Raw genomic sequence first — 20,478 nt, 5'->3', positions numbered from 1 at the left:
GCCTTGGCTTTCGCTTTTTCTTCTTCCGTTACTTCTTCTATTCCTTCTCTTTTCTGCTTCGCTAACGCTGCCGCTTTTGCTTTTGCAGCTGCTGCTGCACGTCGTTTCGCTTCTTCTATAGTAATATCATCGTTTTTTGGTAGCGCTTTCTCTTTTTCTTGATCTTCTTCCTCAAGCTCACTTATTTCCGCCTCGTGTTTCGCTACAAGGCGTTTTCTCGCTTCTTCTTTTGCACGCCTAGCTGCTTCTTTTTTCAGCTCCTCTAAATCTTTATTTGGATTACTCATTTATTCGTCACCTGCTTCCCGGTCTTTGCTTCGTAACGAATTTTTTCTTTTAATTTATTAATTCCATAAATTAAAGCAGCTGGATTTGGGGGACAACCAGGAATATACACATCAACTGGTACAATTTGGTCTACACCTTTCACAACAGCATATGAATTTACATACGGACCACCTGCTGTCGCACAAGATCCCATCGCAATAACCCATTTCGGTTCAGGCATTTGATCATATAAACGCCGAACAATAGGAGCCATCTTCTTCGTTACTGTTCCCGATACAATCATGACGTCCGATTGCCTTGGTGAAGTCCGAAAAAATGACCCAAATCGATCTAAATCGTAATGTGATGAGCCTACTCCCATCATTTCAATTGCACAGCACGCCAGTCCGAATGTCATCGGCCATAAAGAATTACTCCTCGCCCATCCTTTCAACTGTTCCAATGTAGAAAAAAAGATATTTCGTTCTAATTCTGCTCGCTCATTTGGATGTAATTCCTCAAAATTTATAACCATTGTAACACCTTCTTTTTCCAAGCATACGCTAATCCAACTAGCAACATTACAACAAAGATGAGCATTTCAATTAATGCAAATAAACCTAGCTTGTCATACGCAACAGCCCAAGGATATAAAAATAAAGTTTCTACATCAAAGATCACAAACAATAAAGCGAAAATATAATAACGAGCATGAAACCGAATATTTGCATCATGAAAAGGCTCAATTCCACTCTCATACGTCGTCGCCTTTGCTGCACTTGGTTTATTTGGGCGCAGCATCCTTCCTAATGTAAGAGCCACTACCGGCAGCAATATACCTAATAGCAAGAAAATCAAAACGATCATATAACTATTTTCATATACACTTGCCATTGTGAAACCCTCCCCCCTAAATTAAGAACAAGTTCACATAGTAAACAATATGTCCTAGTTGCAGTAATTATTATTTTTAAATTTTTCTAAATAATGCAACTATTCTAATCATTATAGCAAACTTCAAATTCCTATGTCGATATGTTGGGAGACAGAAACAAGAATTATTAAAATCTATCTTTACAACTTGATATAATTGTGCAAAATAAATATAAAACTTATATATGCTTTTCAAGAAACCGTAGGTGATATAAATGAAAAAACAAACACATGTAAGTATTCTTATAAGCATTGTATTGCTGTCTATAACGATTCACTACGTAGCGATGCCTTTTCTATATGAATACTCATTTCCTTTTCAGCTATTAATCGGAATGAGTACCTTATTAATTGATATTATCGCTTGTAGTTATATACTTTACTTTTCAAACATGAAAGAAGGGCTACCTCGTTTATTTTGGATCATATTATCTACTGGAGCTCTCTCTTATTTTATCGGTGATATAGTCGTTGCCTATCAGCGTTTAATTGTAAAGGACTTCTATACGTTCGTTGATCCGTCTGATTTTTTTTACTTACTTTTTTTAGTTAGTTTTGCATTTGCCTTTCTATACGAAATCATTTATAACCGAGATTTATTAGAAAAACTTTTTATGCTATGTGATATTTGTATTATCGTTACAGCCCAATTTACTTTAAGTTACTACCTACTTATTGAACGAACCATTCACATCTTTACAACATCCTATATCGACATATTTGTTCAACTTACCTATCCAATGGCTGATTTACTCTTTCTCTTAATAGGAATCAATCTTTTATTCAAACCACTATCCTTATTACCTAAAAAGGTTGGTGCACTTCTTGGCAGTGCCTTAATTTTATATGCTACTACAGATGCGATTTATGCTTATATAAAATACTTCACACCAGAGTATTCTATGTTTACAGTTACTCCTTTCTATCAAGTAACCTTAGTACTAGTAGCAATCGCCTGTATTCTCCATACAAAAGAACCTGAAAAACAAGAGCAAGTACTACTAACACCTAAAATTGGTGAATCAATCCGATTATCATTGCCTTATATTTCAGTAGTAACACTTATTCTTTTTATATTAGTTGAATACGTCTTTGCGCCTATTATAGTAATCGGTCTTATAATAACTTTCTCTTTCGTTCTCATACGTCATAGTTTAGTTCGAAAACAAAATAAAATATTATTGTTAGCTCAAATGCAATTCAACTCAGAACTCGAGAAACAAATTAAACTACGTACAGAAGATTTAGTAGAACAGAAAAATGAACTCTATCATAATCAACAAATGTTTAAATCTTTATACGAGCATCATCCAGATCCAATCTTCACATTAGATTTATACGGCAATTTTCTCAAAGTAAATAACGCTGGTACTACTTTACTCGGTTATCAAACGAATGAATTATTAAACCAGCCTTACTATTCACTCATATACGAAGAAGATTTAGAAGAAATGATTAATTCCTTTCATCGTGTAAAAAAGGGACATTCTATCTCTTTAGAAATACGGGCGTATCATAAAAACAGAGATATTTACTACTTGCACGTTACCGCCGTACCGATCTTTTTAAAGGAGAAAATTTCTGGGGTTTATTTAATGATTAAAGATATTACGGAAAGCAAACAACAGCAAGAACAGATTAATTTCTTAGCATACCATGATACTTTAACAGAGCTTGCAAATCGTCGTGCATTTCATCAACATTTGGAACAGGCAATTGCACGAGCAAAAATATCGAAAAAGCCTTTTGCTGTTATGTTTCTCGACCTAGACCGTTTTAAAGTTATTAATGATACCCTCGGTCATCGAGTAGGAGACCTATTGCTCATCGCAGTAGCAAAAAGGCTCGAAAGAATAGCAACATCAAATATGAAACTCGCGCGGCTAGCTGGGGATGAGTTCACAATCCTTATCGAGAATTACAAAAAAAAGCCAGATGTCCAAAAAATAGCTGATAGGATTGTAGCGGCCATGAATGAGCCATTTGAAATCGAAAATCAACATTTACAAATCTCACCGAGCATCGGAATTGCAATATATCCTGAAGCAGGTGAAGATGCGCTATCCATTTTGCAGCATGCTGATATGGCCATGTACGAAGCAAAGAATAAAGGAAAAAACGGTAGCTCTCTTTACACGAAAGAACTATATAAAAAAATGGAACGAAAAGCTCGAATTGAAAAAGATTTGCCAATCGCTTTAGTAAACAAAGAATTTTATCTCGTTTATCAACCACAAATTGATACGACAACAAATAAAATTATCGGTGCTGAAGCTTTAATACGTTGGAAACACCCACTATTAGGTGACATTTCACCATGTGAGTTTATTCCAATTGTAGAAGAGACGCCACAAGTAGTCCCACTTGGACATTGGGTATTACAAGAAGCTTGTCTCCAATTAAAAATATGGCATACCTTTGGCTACCAAAATTTAAAAATAAGTGTTAATTTATCCGCAAAAGAATTCCGGCAAGATCAATTAATCGAAAACATTTCACAAATATTAAACGACGTGCAAGTCGATCCAAAATATGTAACACTTGAGTTAACAGAAAGAATTGCAATGATTGACGAGAAAGAAACGTTATTGAGACTGAAACAATTAAAAGAGTACGGTATCCAAACTTCCATTGATGACTTCGGTACTGGGTATTCTTCTCTTGCTTATTTATCAATTTTTCCAATCGATACATTAAAAGTACCGAGAGAATTCACACAATTAGCTGATCATCGTCCTGAAGAACGAGCCATCGTTTCTACAATCCTTTCCCTCGCAAATACTTTAAATCTTTCAGTCGTTGCCGAAGGAATTGAAACCGAAAAACAGCTTAAGTTTCTGCAAAAACATAACTGTAAATATATGCAAGGTTACTATTTCAGTAAACCACTTACTAGTAATCAGTTTATAAAGTTTCTACAAAAAAACCCCAGTATGAACAAATAATTCATACTGGGGGTTTTATAGTGCTAAATTTTTTTCTCATAATATTCTTCTGCGATTTCTTCGTAAAAAGCCGCAGATGTTGTGTAGAAATATGGAATTAACCATAAGAATCCAATCCCTAACGTAATACAACTCAATATAAACCAGCCAATAAAACTTAAACATAAAATGAAATACTCCATCTTATGTCCATCCATCATACGACGACTTTCTGTAATAGCTTGGTTCAGGGAATACTCAGGATGATCGTTTATAATAAAGTACGTCATCGCATAAGAAAATGATTTAATAATACCTGGAATAATGAACAATAACGTCCATAAGAAAAGATAAAGATTTACTAATAAATATAATAAAAATGATTTTAGAAATCTCTTTCCCTCTGAAAACCAAATGAATACATTACCAATACTAGCTTGCTTTTCACGAAGGATATTTAAACCAAGGTAATATCCACCTAAAGTTAACGGTCCAGTAACAAAAAATGTAAGAATATTCGTTGAAAGTGAACCATTTGTTTTTTGCCAACCGAAAATTAAAGAAAATCCCCAATCAACACTAAAACTAAAAGCCGTGATAAGAATTGAAATGAGTAGTGTAGCTCCAACAGCTAATCCCCATTTTCCTTCTAATGAATCTAGTGCTTCTCCTTTTAAATCACTAATCATGCGTAGCCTCGCCTCCTATACACAATAATTCTATTAGTATAGCATGTTCCTATTGAAATTCACCTTTTGAAATGTAGCGATAAAAGTGTGCTGTCGTTGTACTCATATACGGACTAAGCCAAAGAAAGCCTATTCCAAAAGTAAGAAGCGCTAAAATAGCCCATCCTATGAAGCTCAGCCATAAAAGAAACAAATCTAACTTATGGCCCTTCATAAGATTCTTACATTCCTTCATCGCCTGCGAAACACTATATTCTGGATTTTCAATCATCACATAGTACGTCAGCGCATAAGAAAAATACATCACAATCATACCAACAATTGAAATCGCTAATAGTACGAAGAAAGCTATTGCAAATGACGTATTCCCTTCTTCACCTAACAATGCAAATAAGCCTATTAACAGCATCGGAATCCATGTACCTGTATATAACAAAATCGCAAGCATTGCCCACATTGTTTTCATCATTCTTTTAAAACCGCGAAATCCTTCGAATAAGTGATCTACTTTAGCATCTTCTCGTTTACTAATCTGTAAAAATACATTTGTATAACCATATGATGTAATCCCATACGATGCGTTACTCAAAATTATCATAATGCAATAAAAAATCCCAAAGGTAATACCTGCTCCAATTGACATCGTTTCCTCTTCAAATGATCCAGTTAAGCTTGCAACTGAGAGAAATATAATAATTCCTGGAATTAATAGTATAAGCATTGCAGCCATCGAAACGACATAACTTAAAATAAAATATAAAATTGTTGATCCAACACCTAGTCCCCATTTTCCCTTTAAAGAGTACAATGCTTCTCACTTCATTTCACCAATCATTGATTCATCCCCTTTATGAAATATAAATTGTTGTACACTTCTACTTATACAAGCATCAATATAATTATACCAGTTTTGTAAAATTATCCATAAAATACACAAAAAAATCCGTAAAGGCAAGGGCCCTTACGGATTTTTTTACTTCATATCAGAAACGTTTAAACGGTTCACGGCACGTTGCAAGGCCATTTCTGCACGTTTAAAGTCAACATGTGCTTGTTTATCTTGCATACGTTGCTCAGCGCGACGCTTCGCTTCATTTGCACGATGGATATCGATATGGTTTGCTTCTTCAGCAGATGATGATAATACAGTCACTTTATCTGGACGAACTTCGATAAAGCCACCGCTTACTGCTACATAATCAGTGTGTCCACCATTTTTCAGACGAACTGCACTAATTTTTAATGGTGCAACAGTTGGAATGTGACCTGGTAAGATCCCCATTTCCCCACTCTCTGCTTTTACACTTACCATTTCTACTTCTTTTTCGTAAACCGGTCCATCAGGAGTTACAATACTGACTGGAAATGTCTTCATACTTCGTCCCTCCTAAGGCCTTATGCCATCATTTTCTTCGCGTTTTCAATAACTTCTTCAATGCCACCTACTAAGCGGAATGCATCTTCTGGAAGGTCATCATATTTTCCTTCTAGAATTTCTTTGAAACCACTAACTGTATTTTTTACAGGTACGTAAGAACCTTTTTGACCTGTAAACTGCTCAGCTACGTGGAAGTTTTGAGATAAGAAGAATTGAATACGACGAGCACGATGTACAACTAACTTATCTTCTTCAGATAACTCATCCATACCTAAGATAGCGATGATATCTTGAAGTTCTTTATAACGTTGTAAAGTTTGTTGTACTTGACGAGCTACTTCATAATGTTCTTCTCCTACGATTTCTGGAGAAAGTGCACGAGATGTAGATGCTAATGGATCTACGGCTGGGTAAATACCCATTTGTGTTAAACGACGCTCTAAGTTTGTTGTTGCATCTAAGTGAGCGAACGTTGTAGCTGGTGCTGGGTCAGTATAGTCATCGGCTGGTACATATACCGCTTGGATAGACGTGATAGACCCTTTATTTGTAGATGTAATACGCTCTTGTAATTGACCCATTTCTGTTGCAAGTGTTGGTTGGTAACCTACCGCAGATGGCATACGACCAAGAAGGGCAGATACTTCAGAACCCGCTTGCGTGAAACGGAAGATGTTATCGATGAACAGAAGTACGTCTTGTCCTTGCTCATCACGGAAATGCTCAGCCATTGTTAAACCTGTTAATGCAACACGTTGACGTGCTCCAGGTGGCTCGTTCATTTGTCCGAATACCATCGCAGTTTTCTTGATTACGCCAGAATCGCTCATTTCGTGGTATAAGTCATTACCCTCACGAGTACGCTCACCTACACCAGCGAATACAGAGATACCACCGTGCTCTTGTGCGATGTTGTTAATTAATTCCTGAATTAATACTGTTTTACCTACACCGGCACCACCGAATAGGCCGATCTTACCACCCTTAATGTAAGGAGCAAGTAAGTCTACTACTTTAATACCAGTTTCAAGAATTTCTACTTTAGTAGATAATTCTTCGAATGCAGGTGCTTGACGGTGAATTGGATCACGGTGTACATCCGCAGGAAGTTCACCATCTAAGTCAATTGCATCACCTAATACGTTGAATACACGTCCAAGTGTTACATCACCAACTGGTACAGAGATTGCTTTACCAGTATCTTCTACTTCTGTGCCACGAACAAGTCCATCTGTGGAAGACATCGCAACTGTACGAACTGTATCATCACCTAAATGAAGTGCAACTTCAAATGTTAAGTTCATGCTTCCGTTTTCGTTGCTTTGTTTTACCGTAAGGGCGTTGTAGATTTCTGGTAGCTTTCCGCCATCAAACTTAACGTCTACAACCGGACCCATGATTTGCGTAACGCGCCCTTTATTCATCGGGTTCCCTCCTAGCTTTCTTTTAATTAGCCAGCTTTCTAAGAGAAGTTGGCTTTTAATTTTTTATTAGTTTAGCTTACGCGACTCTTTTGAAAGAGCCGCTTCCGCTTTTTATTGAATCTAGTTCCAGCGGCTAGAACAGTCGGTCATTTCGCGCCTTCCTGTGAGGCAAACTACGCCTCTTCGTCAGGAGCTCCAATGCCCTCCTTTTCTGGACGAGCCGCTTCCATTTTTTACTGAATCTAGCTCCGGCGGTTAGAATGTTCGGTGGCTTCGCTTTTTCCTACGAGGCACAAATCGCCTCTACGTCAAAAGCTCCATCCCCCTCTCATTCTGAACGAACCGCCTACGCTTTTTAATACTACTCTAACGCTGCTGCTCCACCAACGATTTCCGTAATTTCTTGCGTAATCGCTGCCTGACGCGCACGGTTGAATGAAAGTGTAAGTGAATCGATAACTTCCATTGCGTTGTCTGTAGCACTCTTCATTGCTGTCATACGCGCTGCGTGCTCACTTGCTTTACCATCTAGTAATGCACCGTACACTAAGCTTTCTGCGTATTGTGGCAATAGTACTTTTAAAATTTCTTCTTCAGAAGGTTCGAATTCATAAGCTGTCGTCGGTTTATCAGACGCCACATCAGTAAGCGGTAAAATTTTATTTTCCGTTACTTCTTGTGAAATTTTACTTACGTAATGGTTGTAGTAAATATACAGCTCATCATAAGCGCCATCTGCAAACATCGCAATTGCTCGAGAAGCAAGATCTTTAATATCAGTAAATGATGGGTGGTCAGATAATCCAACTACTTCATCAATAATGTTAAAGCCGCGACGTTTTAAATAATCACGTCCTAGTCGTCCAAGCACAATAATTGAATATTGGTTTGAATCCATATTATGACGTTCACGAATTACGTTACTCACTGTACGTAATACGTTACTGTTATAACCACCTGCTAGTCCGCGATCAGATGTAATAACGATGTATCCTGTACGCTTTACAGGACGCGCATTTAGCATCGGATGATTAATCCCTTTACTTCCTTGCGCAATGCTCGCTACTACTTCTTGAATCTTTTCCATATACGGAACGAAAGATTTAGCATTTTGTTCTGCACGGTTTAACTTAGATGCAGATACCATCTCCATCGCTTTCGTAATTTGACTCGTTTTCTTTGTCGAGGTAATCTTCGCTTTTATATCGCGTAAAGATGCCACAGGTTTTCACCACCTTTTTTCCGGAAGTTGGCACGATTAGTAAGAATCCTCTTCCTAATCTACGTTGCAAGATATTCTTGCTCATGATTGAAGGAAAAGAATAGGTGCACCTACTCTTTTCCTTTACATAACCGTCAGCAATCTCAAAGATTGAGATGCCTATATATATTATTATCTAGCTCCAGCGGCTTGAATGCTCGGTGGCTTCACTTCTTCCTACGAGGCAAAAACCGCCTCTTCTTCAGAAGCTCCATCCCCCTCACATTCAGAACGAGCCGCTTCTGCTTTTATTATTCAGAAGCTACGAATACTTTTTTAAATCCGTTAATTGCTGCTGCAAATTTGTCGTCATCCGCAAGTTTCTTAGTTGTGCGGATTTCTTCTAATAAGTCAGTCGCATTAGAATCTAACCAAGCATGGAATTCTTCTTCGAAACGAGTGATATCTACTACTGGGATATCATCTAGGAATCCACGTGTTAAAGCGTAAAGAATGATAACTTGTTTCTCTACACGTAACGGTTTGTGTAATCCTTGTTTTAATACCTCAACAGTACGAGCACCACGGTTTAGTTTCGCTTGAGTTGCTTTATCAAGGTCAGAACCGAACTGAGCGAACGCTTCTAACTCACGGTAAGATGCAAGGTCAAGACGAAGTGTACCTGATACTTTACTCATTGCTTTAATCTGAGCAGATCCACCAACACGAGATACAGAAGTACCCGCATCGATCGCTGGACGTACGCCAGAGAAGAATAGGTCAGATTGTAAGAAGATTTGTCCATCCGTAATAGAAATTACGTTTGTTGGGATGTAAGCTGATACGTCCCCTGCTTGTGTTTCGATGAAAGGTAGTGCAGTTAAAGAACCGCCGCCTCTTGCATCACTTAATTTTGCTGCACGCTCTAATAAGCGAGAATGTAAGTAGAATACATCCCCTGGATAAGCTTCACGACCTGGAGGACGACGTAATAGTAATGACAGCTCACGGTAAGCCGCTGCTTGTTTTGATAAGTCATCATATACTACTAATACGTGTTTACCATTGTACATGAACTCTTCACCCATTGTTACACCAGCATAAGGAGCTAAGTATAATAATGGAGCTGGTTGAGAAGCAGATGCAGTTACAACGATTGTGTACTCTAATGCACCATGCTTACGTAGTGTTTCTACTACGTTACGTACAGTTGATTCTTTTTGTCCGATAGCTACATAGATACAAATCATATCTTCATCTTTTTGGTTAATGATTGTATCAAGTGCAACTGCTGTTTTACCAGTTTGACGGTCACCGATGATTAATTCACGTTGACCACGGCCAATTGGTACAAGAGCATCGATCGCTTTAATACCTGTTTGAAGTGGCTCATGAACAGATTTACGATCCATTACACCTGGTGCTGGACTTTCGATTGGACGAGTGTTTGTTGTATTGATTGGGCCTAGACCATCAACTGGTTGACCTAATGGGTTTACAACACGACCAATTAGTTCTTTTCCTACTGGTACTTGCATGATGCGACCAGTACGACGAACTTCGTCACCTTCACGGATTTCTGTGTAAGGTCCTAAAATGATAATACCTACGTTGTTTTCCTCTAAGTTTTGTGCTAGTCCCATAACGCCGTTAGAGAACTCTACAAGCTCACCAGCCATAACGTTATCAAGACCATGAGCACGCGCAATACCGTCACCAACTTGGATAACTGTACCAACATCACTAACTTCGATTTCAGACTGATAGTTCTCGATTTGTTGCTTTATCAGTGCGCTAATTTCTTCAGCTCTGATGCTCATGTGCTTCACCCCTATCTATTCTTCATTAATTCACGCTGAATACGTGCTAATTTTCCTTGTAAACTTCCGTCATAAATGCGATTTCCAATACGTACTTTAATTCCGCCTAGTAAATCTTCATCTACAACATTTTTCACGCGAATTGCATCTTTTCCCGTTCTCTTTGCAAATGCTTCTGCAATGTTAAGCTTCTCTTCTTCAGATAGAAGACGAATAGAATATACAGTTGCATCCGCTACGTTACGTTCTTCATTAGCAAGAACAACATATTCATCTGCAATTTCAGGTAAGATATCAATACGCTTGTTATCAATTAAAATATATAACGTATTTAAAATTGATTCAGAAACAGATCCGAATACGTTTGCAAGAAACGTTTTCTTCTGCTCTTTTGAAATGTTTGGTTGTGTTAAAAAGCTATGTAGTTCTCCGTTCTTTACATAAACGTTTTGTACAAGGCGTAATTCTTCTTCAAACATTTCTAATACGTGTTTTTCTTTTGCAATTTTAAAAAGAGCGACAGCATAACGTTTTGCTACAATCCCATTGCTCATCGCGCTTCTCCTACTTCTTTAATATAATCGCGAATTAACTTAACTTGATCTTCTTCTTTTAATTCTTTTTCAATTACTTTAGAAGCAATTTGAACAGATAAAGAAGCGACTTGTTCTTGTAAAGCAGCAATTGCTTGCTCTTTTTCGCGTTGAATTTCTTGTACAGCAGATGCTTTAATTGATTCTGCTTCTTCTTTCGCAGCAGCAACAATCACATCTTTTTGATCTACAGCTTGTTTTTTCGCTCTTTCGATTAACTCTTGTGCTTCAACACGCGATTGTTTTAACATTTCACGTTGTTCTTCTACTAACTTCTTCGCTTCAGCGTTACTTCTTTCTGCAGCGTCGATTTCATTAGTAACATGCTCTTCACGTTCTTTCATAATTCCCATTAAAGGACCCCACGCAAATTTGCGTAGCATTACTAATAGAATTAAGAAAATGAACAATGTATAAGCAATCGTTCCAAATGGAATGGAAGCTCCTAATAATAAAGTTGGCACAAGGATTCACTCCCTTCAAAATATCTAAATTGATCATATGAAAAAAAAAGACATACGTTTCGTTCATAAAGCAATGGCGAAGAAAGTTCGGAAAAACACTCTTCGCCATCTATGTAAGGGGAGTCTCCCTTATTTGTTCATTACGATGAATGCAATAACTACACCGATGATTGGAAGTGCCTCAACTAAAGCAACCCCGATGAACATAATTGTTTGAAGTGCGCCTTTTAATTCTGGTTGACGAGCAACACCTTCGATTGTACGTGATACGATAAGACCGTTACCAATACCTGCACCTAATGCTGATAAACCAATTGCAATTGCAGCTGCGATTACACCTAAACTCATTTAATTTGTCCTCCTTTGTATTATAAAAAAATAAATTTTTTCTTACTTAAATTATATTAATGGTCATGACTTACTTTATGAGCCATATAAACCATCGTTAACATAACGAAAATAAATGCTTGGATTGATCCAACGAATACACTGAATCCCATCCACGCTAACATCGGTACAAGCGCACCTAATGCTCCAAGGAATGATGCCCCGCCTAACTTAGCAAGTAATCCTAATAAGATCTCACCTGCATAAATGTTACCGAATAAACGAAGACCTAACGTTAATGTGTTAGCAAACTCCTCAATAACCTTTAATGGGAATAAGAATTTCATAGGTTGGAAATAACCTTTAACATACTCTTTCGTACCCTTCATCTTAATTCCATAATAATGGGTGAGGGTAACTACCATCACGGCTAATGTTAATGTAACTGCTGGATCAGACGTTGGTGACCTCCACCATGCAATATGTTCGCCAGCTTCAGTTGCTGAATACATGAATGGTAAACCAAGGAAGTTCGATACGATGATAAACATGATAAGCGTAACGCCAAGCGTTAAGAAACGTCCACCTGTTTTCCAGTCCATCGTACTATTGATAATCCCTTTCACGAAGTCAAACACCCATTCCATGAAGTTTTGCATCCCGGTTGGGCGAAGGGCTAAGCTGCGAGTTCCGATAACAGCGATTAAGAAAACAATAACTGCTGCTACAGTAACCATCATAACTGATGACAAATCGAACGTTAAACCTAGAAATTTAACTAATTTACCGTGTTCCACTAGTAATTCACCTCTCTTCCCTGCTCTTATACTCTAAATAAAGAAAATCTATGATCATGACAAGGTATCCTGTCAGCAATCCTACACCTAAGCCCCACATCGCAATTAACTCTTGATATTTGGCTGCAAATAAAATTAATAACCCAATCGTAGCGAATCTTGAATATGTACTTACAGCTGTCGCCTTAAACTTCACGTTTTCTCCATTTGTTACGCGATCTAACAGCTTGTCTGTTCTACGTGCAATGATGCGCAAACTAAGAAAACTGAAAATCGTTCCGATAATCAGCCCAAGAAATACATCCTTGTAAGAGGTAAATCCCCATCCTAGCACTAGAAGCGCAAGCAAGTAGTACATATATTTCTTTTGTCTTTGGACAAGTCCATGTACGTCTATCATCATTGCTCTCCCGAATAGTAATGTCGAATGAGTCGAATCATTGCGTATACCCCTGTTCCTAACCCGAGTAATAACCCTATAATAAGAAACAATGGAAACGTTCCAACCTTATTATCAATCCACTGCCCACCAAAGATTCCAACAAGTATAGAACCGACTAACTGAGCAAGAATTCCTGACATTAAAGCATATGCTTTTATATGGCTGCGATCGTTTTTTTGCAAGGATTCATCCCTCCAATATGTAACCCTCATTCACGATGTGTTAATAATAACTCATTTTTTTGCATAAATCCTATACAAAACAAAAAGTTTACATTTTCGTCACGGAATAGATGTAATTTTGTCACTGAAAGCCCTACCATCTATCCCCGTTGTTAGCATACAATAGGGTATTAACAGTGTCAACGAGAAATCGTAAAAAATCTAAAAATTTGAGTATTAGGCATTTCCTCCCAAAAATGAAAACGTTCCCCTTCTAAATACTGGTTACATATATGCAATTTCTAACAGTTTTCTCTTTATAATAGAAGGAAATGTTCACAAGTTTGTCACTATTATATTTTCGAGATATAACGCTTTTCTTCCATAATATAGTGTTCCTCAGACGTAAGACTTCTATATTATATGTGATGTGTATGCAACTTATGTTGTATATACGATGTATATTTATCCTCTCCCCTACTTGCTTACAGCAAAAAAAAAAAAAACGAGCAGGGGAATCTCCCCTGCTCGTCAGTTGTCTTACTTCGTTCCGAATAAACGGTCACCAGCATCACCAAGACCTGGTACTACATATCCGTGGTCATTTAATTTCTCATCTAATGCTGCTACATAAATATCAACATCGGGATGTTCTTCTTGTACTACTTTTACCCCTTCTGGAGCTGCAACGATACACATTAACTTAATTTGTTTCGCACCGCGCTTTTTCAGAGAGTTAATCGCTTCAGCCGCAGAACCACCTGTTGCTAGCATCGGATCTAGTACGATAAAGTCACGCTCTTCTACATCCGTTGGAAGTTTCACATAGTATTCTACCGGTTGCAATGTTTTAGGGTCACGGTATAAACCAACGTGTCCTACTTTTGCTGCTGGAATTAATTTCAGAATTCCATCAACCATTCCTAAACCTGCACGTAAAATCGGAATTAAACCAAGTTTTTTACCAGCGATCACTTTTGTTGTCGCTTTGCTTACAGGCGTTTCAATTTCAATATCCTTAAGCGGAAGGTCGCGAGTAATTTCGAAAGCCATTAAGCTTGCTACTTCGTCCACTAATTCACGAAAATCTTTCGTACCTGTATTCTTATCGCGAATATATGTAATCTTATGTTGAATTAACGGGTGATCAAATACATACAGTTTTCCCATGTGAATCTCTCCTTTAGATGATATTCATGCGTTTGCACGCTTTTTTACACTATTTACGATTGTAAAGAAAACGCTACTAATATTCAAGGGCAAATTTGGCAAAATCATGATTTTACGATGAATCTATCTAGTATCTTTACCAATTATGGGAGCTGTATCCTTCATTATATCGCCAAAATTTATTCATCATTTGTATACATACTTTAAAAATAATATATGTCCACAAAAAAGACTGCCAAAACAATTACGTTTCAGCAGTCTTCTTCAATCTATTATAGATTTGGATACATTGAGAATTTGCTCGTTAACGCTTCTACACGCTTACGTGCTTCTTCTAATGCAGCTTCATTTTCATGATTTTTTAATGTGTAAGCAATAAGTGACGCAATTTCATCCATTTCTTCTAAACCGAAACCACGAGATGTTACAGCTGCTGTACCGATACGTACACCACTTGTTACAAATGGGCTTGCTGTTTCAAATGGAATTGTATTTTTGTTCACTGTAATACCAACTTCATCTAATACGTGCTCTGCTACTTTACCTGTGATTTCTAGGTTACGAACATCAATCAAGATTAAGTGATTGTCTGTTCCGCCAGAAACAAGTGTAAGTCCTTCTTTTTGAAGACCTTCAGCTAAGCGGTTCGCATTGTTAATGATATTTTGTGCATACGTTTTGAAATCCTCTTGAAGTGTCTCACCAAACGCAACAGCTTTTGCAGCGATTACGTGCATAAGTGGACCACCTTGAATACCAGGGAAGATTGATTTATCAATTTGTTTTGCAAACTTCTCTTCACATAAAATCATACCACCGCGCGGACCACGTAACGTTTTATGTGTTGTCGTTGTAACGAAATGTGCATGTGGTACTGGATTTGGATGTAAGCCAGCAGCTACTAAACCAGCGATATGTGCCATATCCACCATTAAGTATGCACCCACCTCATCTGCAATCTCACGGAATCGTTTGAAATCGATAACACGAGGGTACGCACTTGCACCTGCAACGATTAATTTTGGTTTATGTTCTTTCGCTTTTGCTAATACATCATCGTAATTAATACGGTGAGAGTCAGCATCCACGCCATATTCTACGAAATTATATTGTACTCCACTGAAGTTAACAGGACTTCCGTGTGTTAAGTGACCACCATGAGATAAATTCATACCAAGTACTGTATCGCCTTGCTCTAAAATTGTGAAGTATACTGCCATGTTCGCTTGTGCACCAGAGTGTGGTTGAACATTTACGTGCTCTGCGCCGAAAATTTCTTTCACGCGATCACGTGCGATATCTTCTACTACGTCTACGTGTTCACAGCCACCATAGTAACGTTTTCCAGGATATCCTTCAGCATACTTATTTGTTAAAACAGAACCTTGCGCCTCCATTACCGCTTCACTTACAAAGTTTTCCGAAGCAATTAACTCAATCTTTGAACGCTGTCTTCCTAGTTCTGCCTCAATTGCAGCAAATACCTTTTCATCTTGACGTTTTAAATGATCCACCAAAATCCCCCTTTTCTGAACGAATTACATCGATTCCCAACAGTTTTTTCTCATTTATTCAGAAAAAACGAAAATTCAGGTTGTAATTCTTTCGAACCTTCATGTTTTCAACTACATTCTAACATGACTTTCTATATCATAAAAGAAAAAAAAGACCGAAAATCGGTCTTTTCTTTCTTCTACTATAAAGTCAGACAACATACCTTTTATCTTATGATAAACAGCTACTATATGACTTCCTAATTTCTCATATTTAACGGCAAGTGGTAGTCTCTTCCGCCACCGCGTAAACAGCACGTGCTCCACCAATTAGTTTTCCACGTGTTTTGGCCATCGTTACATGCGCACTTCCAATTGCCTTCACACTTGTACGAACCGGAACAGCTACATGTTTTAAATGCATACCAATAAATGTATCACCAATATCCATTCCTGCATCTGCTTTAATAAACTCAACTACTACCGGATCTTTCAAATTGTGATACGCATATGTCCCCAATGCACCACCCGCTGATCTAACAGGCGTAACTGTTACAATTTCAAATTGATATTTTATCGCTACTTCTCTCTCAACTACTAAAGCACGGTTTAAATGCTCACAACATTGAAACGCTAATTCAATACCTGTTCGCTCTTGAAATTGTTTTAACTCAGAAAAAATCGCCTCTGCTACTTCCATCGTTCCTGATGTTCCAATTCTTTCGCCTAGCACTTCGCTCGTGCTACAACCCACTACAAAAATTTGACCGCTTTGTAATGAAGCTTGTTCTTGGAAATCAGAAAGCGACATTTGTAGCTGTTCTCTTACCTTTACGATTTCTGTCATTACGCCTCTTCCTTTCACAGGTTGGTTCACCAAATTATATTTCACACTACTAATAGTTAGAATCTATTACTTTGTTTCGTATGTTTTAATTTTTCCTACGCGGTTTTCGTGACGACCACCTTCATAGTCAGTTGTTAACCAGATTTTCGCAATATCACGCGCTAGACCAGCACCAATTACACGCTCGCCCATTGCTAGCATGTTAGTGTCATTATGCTCTCTCGTTGCTTTCGCACTGAAAGTATCATGAACTAACGCACAACGGATACCATTTACTTTGTTTGCTGCGATTGACATACCAATGCCTGTCCCACAAACTAAAATACCACGATCTACTTCACCATTCGCTACCATTTCAGCTGCTGGAAACGCAAAGTCAGGGTAATCAACAGAACCAGCTTCACATTCACAACCTAAATCAATATATTCAATATTTAACTCTTCTAATAAACTTACAAGTTCTTTGCGGATATTCATACCGCCGTGATCAGATGCTATTACTACTTTCATTTTTACCCCTCCAAAGTTTCAATCAATTATCTTCATTTCACACTCGCTACCTCAATAGAACGAAGTGATCTCCAATATCGTATTATACACGAAACATCAACCTACTGAATGTTTTTTCAGTAAAGTTTGTACAAGTTTTTCCATCTCATCTAACGTTTCTTTATAAATAGAAAGCGAGCCTCCAAATGGATCTGAAATGTCCTTACCTATACCTTCAGTTAATCCATATAACGTATTCAATTTCTTTTCAACACTCGGATAATGCCCAAGTACAATGTGTTTATGATTTTCTGTCATCGTTACGACAATATCAGCCCAATCAAGCAAAGTTTCGTTTACTTGTTGCGCGGCATGATCAATTGAAATCCCTTTTTCAGCTAAAGCTTCCTTCGCATATACCGATGCATCGCTCCCAGGATAGGCGAAAACACCGGCAGATTGCACTTCAAACCTATCTCCTCCGTGATGACGAAGCAACGCCTCAGCCATTGGACTACGACATGTATTGCCAGTACAAACAAATAACACTCGTTTCATCCAAACCCACCCCTATATTCAATTTCTTACCACTCATCATAACTTACATTAGAATAGAACAAAAGAAATGTGAATATACAAAAGGCGCATTTCTCTTATATTTTTTCTAAGAAAAATGCGCCTTATCCACATATATGTGAAACCCTATTTCCAAGTGCCCAGAGTATTTTAACATACCTACTGAATATGCAACAAAAATAAGGAATCCATTTCATACGAAACGGATTCCTCTTATGCAGCAATTATTTCATTGTAACTTTCATTACTTCTGTTGAACCTTTTGTAGCTGTTACGCCTACAGTTGTCTTAATAGACTCAGCTGCATCTGTGTTTGTAATAACGATTGGAGTAATTGTGCTTTTCGCTTTTTCACGGATTAATTCTAAGTCGAATGAGATTAATTTATCTCCAGCTTTTACAGCTTGGCCTTCAGAAACGTGAGCTTCGAAACCTTCGCCTTCCATTTTTACAGTTTCTAATCCAACGTGGATTAAAATTTCTGTGCCGTTTTTCGCTTTAATTCCGATAGCATGTTTTGTGTGGAATAATTGTACGATTTCACCATCAACTGGAGATACAACTACACCTTCAGTAGGATCGATTGCAACACCGTCACCCATCATACGACCAGCGAATACTGGATCTGGTACTTCTTCAATATTTTTCACTGCTCCAGTTAATGGAGCTACGATTGTTTCTTCATTTGTTTTTGAACCAAGACCAAATAATTTTTTAAACATAGGATAGTCCTCCTTATAATTTACCTAAAAGTTTATAGGGCAATCCCTAGTAAAGCTCGGGATACATGTAAGACTTCATACTTCGAATATTATACTGTAAAAACGCTTTCGAAATAAATTACGTCATTACTAATAGACTCTTATTGTAGCGCTTCACAAAATTCCAGTCAATTCTGATTGTCTGAATAACAATAAGAAGTTAACTTCTATTTATATTTTCTCTTTTTTCGTCCAACTTGTCTAGAGGTCTTTACTACATTTTATTTTTTGTTGTTAATTTGTAAAATTTAATTCAAACTTTTTTCAAAACCCGCTTGACTAAAGTAAGTAACTATTTTATCATTACTTACATAAGGTAAGTTAATAACTTTTAGGAGGTTTTTTAAAAATGATGGATTTCGGTCTTCTTATTATTCGTCTTATTATAGGAATTACATTCATGGGTCATGGTACTCAAAAATTATTTGGTTGGTTCGGCGGTTACGGTTTAAAAGGAACAGGTGGCTGGATGGAATCAATCGGTTTACGTCCTGGTGTATTTATGGCATTTATGGCTGGTGCAACTGAATTACTAGGTGGTTTCTTATTCGCATCAGGTATTTTCATTATAGTTGGCTCATTATTTATCGTTGGAACAATGTTAATGGCTATCTTCACTGTTCACGGGAAAAATGGTTACTGGGTGACACAAAACGGATATGAATATAACTTAATGTTAATCGCTGTTGCTGTTGGTGTAGCTTTAATCGGACCTGGCGCATACGTTTTACTTTAATTTTCATCTCAATCTTGAGATTCTTGAAAAAGAACTTACTTCATTACAATTGAAGTAAGTTCTTTTTATGAAACAAAATATTATTTCCAGCAGGATTTTCTCACCGATATCTTGTAAACAAACAATAAGTATTCATATTTAGAAAGGGGATTACAAGCATGTTATCCATTAATCCAAATGAACAAACTGAAAAAGATAATTACAAATTACTTACTGGAAGTATCATCCCTCGCCCTGTCGCATTCGTTACTTCTGTAACAAAAGATGGTGTATTAAACGGAGCACCATATAGTTATTTCAATATTGTCGCTGCTAATCCACCACTTATCTCAGTTTCTGTACAACGAAAAGCGGGAGAAAGAAAGGACACTTCTCGAAACGCAATTGAAAAAGGAGAATTTGTTGTACATATTTCTGATGAATCATATGTAGCAGCAATTAACGAAACAGCAGCTAATCTCCCTCCAAATGAAAGTGAAATTGAACTAGCAAAACTAACACCAATTGAAAGTGAAGTCATCTCCGTTCCAGGTGTAAAAGAAGCAAATATTCGAATGGAATGCATATTAGAACGTGCAATTCCACTTGGTGGAACAGAAGACTCACCAGCTTGCGATCTACTAATTGGACGCGTCGTTCGTTTCCATGTTGCCGAACATCTATATGAAAAAGGGCGCATTCACGCAGAAGGACTCAAACCAATAAGCCGCCTAGCAGGACACAACTATGCAAAATTAGGAGAACAATTTGAACTGGTTAGGCCAGTTTAAAAGCGGAAGTGGCCCGTTTAGCTCTGACCAGCTAAGGTTCTCTCGTACAAAAGGTGCTTTTTACCTTTAGTGCGGGAGGTTCTTAGATGCGAAGAGCTGGCCACTGGAGCTGGATAATATTTAAAAGCGGAAGCGGCTCGCTCAGAATGAGAGGGGGATGGAGCTTCTGACGTAGAGGCGCTTTTTGCCTCGCAGGAAGACGCGAAGCCACCGACC

Annotated in this window: 24 protein-coding genes and 1 pseudogene; 3 read left to right on the top strand and 22 right to left on the bottom strand. The window is 37.7% G+C overall.

Going from position 1 to position 20,478, the window contains the following annotated elements:
• The 3 genes and pseudogenes from C4S65_RS31010 to nuoA form a co-directional block, all read right to left on the bottom strand.
• A pseudogene (locus tag C4S65_RS31010) lies at positions 1-287 on the bottom strand (NADH-quinone oxidoreductase subunit C); the annotation flags it as partial.
• The gene (gene nuoB, locus C4S65_RS31005) at positions 284-802 is read right to left on the bottom strand and encodes an NADH-quinone oxidoreductase subunit NuoB (protein ID WP_000236331.1); all 519 of its coding nucleotides are present in this window, start codon (positions 800-802) and stop codon (positions 284-286) included. The pseudogene C4S65_RS31010 and the gene nuoB, both read right to left, overlap by 4 nt.
• On the bottom strand, positions 793-1,161 hold the full coding sequence (gene nuoA / locus C4S65_RS31000; protein ID WP_000179273.1) for an NADH-quinone oxidoreductase subunit NuoA: 369 nt from the start codon (positions 1,159-1,161) through the stop codon (positions 793-795). The genes nuoB and nuoA overlap by 10 nt, the downstream gene beginning before the upstream one ends.
• Before the next feature lie 254 nt (positions 1,162-1,415).
• Between nuoA and C4S65_RS30995 the strand changes: the two genes are divergently transcribed.
• On the top strand, positions 1,416-4,145 hold the full coding sequence (locus C4S65_RS30995) for an EAL domain-containing protein (RefSeq protein WP_086407141.1): 2,730 nt from the start codon (positions 1,416-1,418) through the stop codon (positions 4,143-4,145).
• Between the two features lie 23 nt (positions 4,146-4,168).
• Here the strand turns inward: C4S65_RS30995 and C4S65_RS30990 are convergent, their stop codons facing one another.
• The 19 genes from C4S65_RS30990 to C4S65_RS30880 all read right to left on the bottom strand — a co-directional run bounded on the left by C4S65_RS30990 (position 4,169) and on the right by C4S65_RS30880 (position 18,717).
• Positions 4,169-4,813, bottom strand: a complete 645-nt coding sequence (locus C4S65_RS30990; protein WP_000622466.1) for a DUF975 family protein — start codon at positions 4,811-4,813, stop codon at positions 4,169-4,171.
• Positions 4,814-4,862: 49 nt separating this feature from the next.
• Positions 4,863-5,621 carry a DUF975 family protein gene (locus C4S65_RS30985; RefSeq protein ID WP_254905337.1) on the bottom strand — a complete coding sequence of 253 codons (759 nt, stop codon included), beginning with the start codon at positions 5,619-5,621 and terminating at the stop codon, positions 4,863-4,865.
• Positions 5,622-5,786: 165 nt separating this feature from the next.
• On the bottom strand, positions 5,787-6,188 hold the full coding sequence (gene atpC / locus C4S65_RS30980) for a F0F1 ATP synthase subunit epsilon (protein WP_000847214.1): 402 nt from the start codon (positions 6,186-6,188) through the stop codon (positions 5,787-5,789).
• Positions 6,189-6,208: 20 nt separating this feature from the next.
• Positions 6,209-7,615: a F0F1 ATP synthase subunit beta gene (atpD, locus tag C4S65_RS30975; protein WP_001032597.1), complete on the bottom strand. Its 1,407-nt coding sequence runs from the start codon at positions 7,613-7,615 to the stop codon at positions 6,209-6,211.
• Between the two features lie 361 nt (positions 7,616-7,976).
• A complete protein-coding gene (gene atpG, locus C4S65_RS30965; protein WP_000157703.1) occupies positions 7,977-8,837 on the bottom strand; it encodes a F0F1 ATP synthase subunit gamma in 861 nt (286 codons plus the stop codon).
• A 290-nt stretch (positions 8,838-9,127) separates the two neighbouring features.
• Complete coding sequence (gene atpA / locus C4S65_RS30955) at positions 9,128-10,636, bottom strand: F0F1 ATP synthase subunit alpha (protein WP_000027521.1); 1,509 nt, start codon at positions 10,634-10,636, stop codon at positions 9,128-9,130.
• An 11-nt stretch (positions 10,637-10,647) separates the two neighbouring features.
• Positions 10,648-11,190, bottom strand: a complete 543-nt coding sequence (gene atpH / locus C4S65_RS30950) for a F0F1 ATP synthase subunit delta (RefSeq protein ID WP_000064682.1) — start codon at positions 11,188-11,190, stop codon at positions 10,648-10,650.
• Positions 11,187-11,693 (bottom strand): F0F1 ATP synthase subunit B, encoded by a 507-nt coding sequence (atpF, locus tag C4S65_RS30945; protein WP_001142622.1) that lies wholly within the window; start codon positions 11,691-11,693, stop codon positions 11,187-11,189. Before atpF ends, atpH begins: the two co-directional genes overlap by 4 nt.
• Positions 11,694-11,822: 129 nt before the next feature.
• Positions 11,823-12,041 (bottom strand): F0F1 ATP synthase subunit C, encoded by a 219-nt coding sequence (gene atpE, locus C4S65_RS30940; RefSeq protein ID WP_000052064.1) that lies wholly within the window; start codon positions 12,039-12,041, stop codon positions 11,823-11,825.
• A gap of 56 nt (positions 12,042-12,097) precedes the next feature.
• The gene (gene atpB / locus C4S65_RS30935) at positions 12,098-12,817 is read right to left on the bottom strand and encodes a F0F1 ATP synthase subunit A (protein ID WP_000399879.1); all 720 of its coding nucleotides are present in this window, start codon (positions 12,815-12,817) and stop codon (positions 12,098-12,100) included.
• A 7-nt stretch (positions 12,818-12,824) separates the two neighbouring features.
• The gene (locus C4S65_RS30930; RefSeq protein ID WP_000567600.1) at positions 12,825-13,217 is read right to left on the bottom strand and encodes an ATP synthase subunit I; all 393 of its coding nucleotides are present in this window, start codon (positions 13,215-13,217) and stop codon (positions 12,825-12,827) included.
• The gene (locus C4S65_RS30925; RefSeq protein WP_001171223.1) at positions 13,217-13,441 is read right to left on the bottom strand and encodes an AtpZ/AtpI family protein; all 225 of its coding nucleotides are present in this window, start codon (positions 13,439-13,441) and stop codon (positions 13,217-13,219) included. The genes C4S65_RS30930 and C4S65_RS30925 overlap by 1 nt, the downstream gene beginning before the upstream one ends.
• A gap of 26 nt (positions 13,442-13,467) precedes the next feature.
• Positions 13,468-13,581, bottom strand: a complete 114-nt coding sequence (locus C4S65_RS30920) for a DUF4024 domain-containing protein (protein ID WP_000232962.1) — start codon at positions 13,579-13,581, stop codon at positions 13,468-13,470.
• Between the two features lie 379 nt (positions 13,582-13,960).
• The gene (gene upp, locus C4S65_RS30915; RefSeq protein WP_000517539.1) at positions 13,961-14,590 is read right to left on the bottom strand and encodes a uracil phosphoribosyltransferase; all 630 of its coding nucleotides are present in this window, start codon (positions 14,588-14,590) and stop codon (positions 13,961-13,963) included.
• A 272-nt stretch (positions 14,591-14,862) separates the two neighbouring features.
• Positions 14,863-16,104, bottom strand: a complete 1,242-nt coding sequence (glyA, locus tag C4S65_RS30910) for a serine hydroxymethyltransferase (protein ID WP_000349800.1) — start codon at positions 16,102-16,104, stop codon at positions 14,863-14,865.
• Positions 16,105-16,357: 253 nt separating this feature from the next.
• Positions 16,358-16,930 carry a TIGR01440 family protein gene (locus C4S65_RS30900; protein WP_000136382.1) on the bottom strand — a complete coding sequence of 191 codons (573 nt, stop codon included), beginning with the start codon at positions 16,928-16,930 and terminating at the stop codon, positions 16,358-16,360.
• A gap of 66 nt (positions 16,931-16,996) precedes the next feature.
• Complete coding sequence (gene rpiB, locus C4S65_RS30895) at positions 16,997-17,440, bottom strand: ribose 5-phosphate isomerase B (RefSeq protein ID WP_000869542.1); 444 nt, start codon at positions 17,438-17,440, stop codon at positions 16,997-16,999.
• A gap of 96 nt (positions 17,441-17,536) precedes the next feature.
• Complete coding sequence (locus C4S65_RS30890) at positions 17,537-17,977, bottom strand: low molecular weight protein arginine phosphatase (RefSeq protein WP_000832376.1); 441 nt, start codon at positions 17,975-17,977, stop codon at positions 17,537-17,539.
• 242 nt (positions 17,978-18,219) lie between these two features.
• Positions 18,220-18,717: a PTS glucose transporter subunit IIA gene (locus C4S65_RS30880; protein ID WP_000473666.1), complete on the bottom strand. Its 498-nt coding sequence runs from the start codon at positions 18,715-18,717 to the stop codon at positions 18,220-18,222.
• Positions 18,718-19,105: 388 nt separating this feature from the next.
• On the opposite strand from C4S65_RS30880, the gene C4S65_RS30875 reads away from it, so the two are divergent.
• Both C4S65_RS30875 and C4S65_RS30870 read left to right on the top strand, forming a co-directional pair.
• Positions 19,106-19,492 (top strand): DoxX family protein, encoded by a 387-nt coding sequence (locus C4S65_RS30875; protein ID WP_086407140.1) that lies wholly within the window; start codon positions 19,106-19,108, stop codon positions 19,490-19,492.
• Positions 19,493-19,650: 158 nt separating this feature from the next.
• Positions 19,651-20,262 (top strand): flavin reductase family protein, encoded by a 612-nt coding sequence (locus C4S65_RS30870; protein WP_000949048.1) that lies wholly within the window; start codon positions 19,651-19,653, stop codon positions 20,260-20,262.
• Positions 20,263-20,478: the final 216 nt, after the last annotated feature.

The sequence above is a fragment of the Bacillus sp. ok061 genome, from assembly GCF_900108285.1.
Taxonomy (GTDB): Bacteria; Bacillota; Bacilli; order Bacillales; family Bacillaceae_G; genus Bacillus_A; species Bacillus_A thuringiensis_S.
The sequence above is the reverse complement of the archived record's forward strand: the minus strand, read 5'-3'. Positions and strand labels throughout refer to the sequence as shown.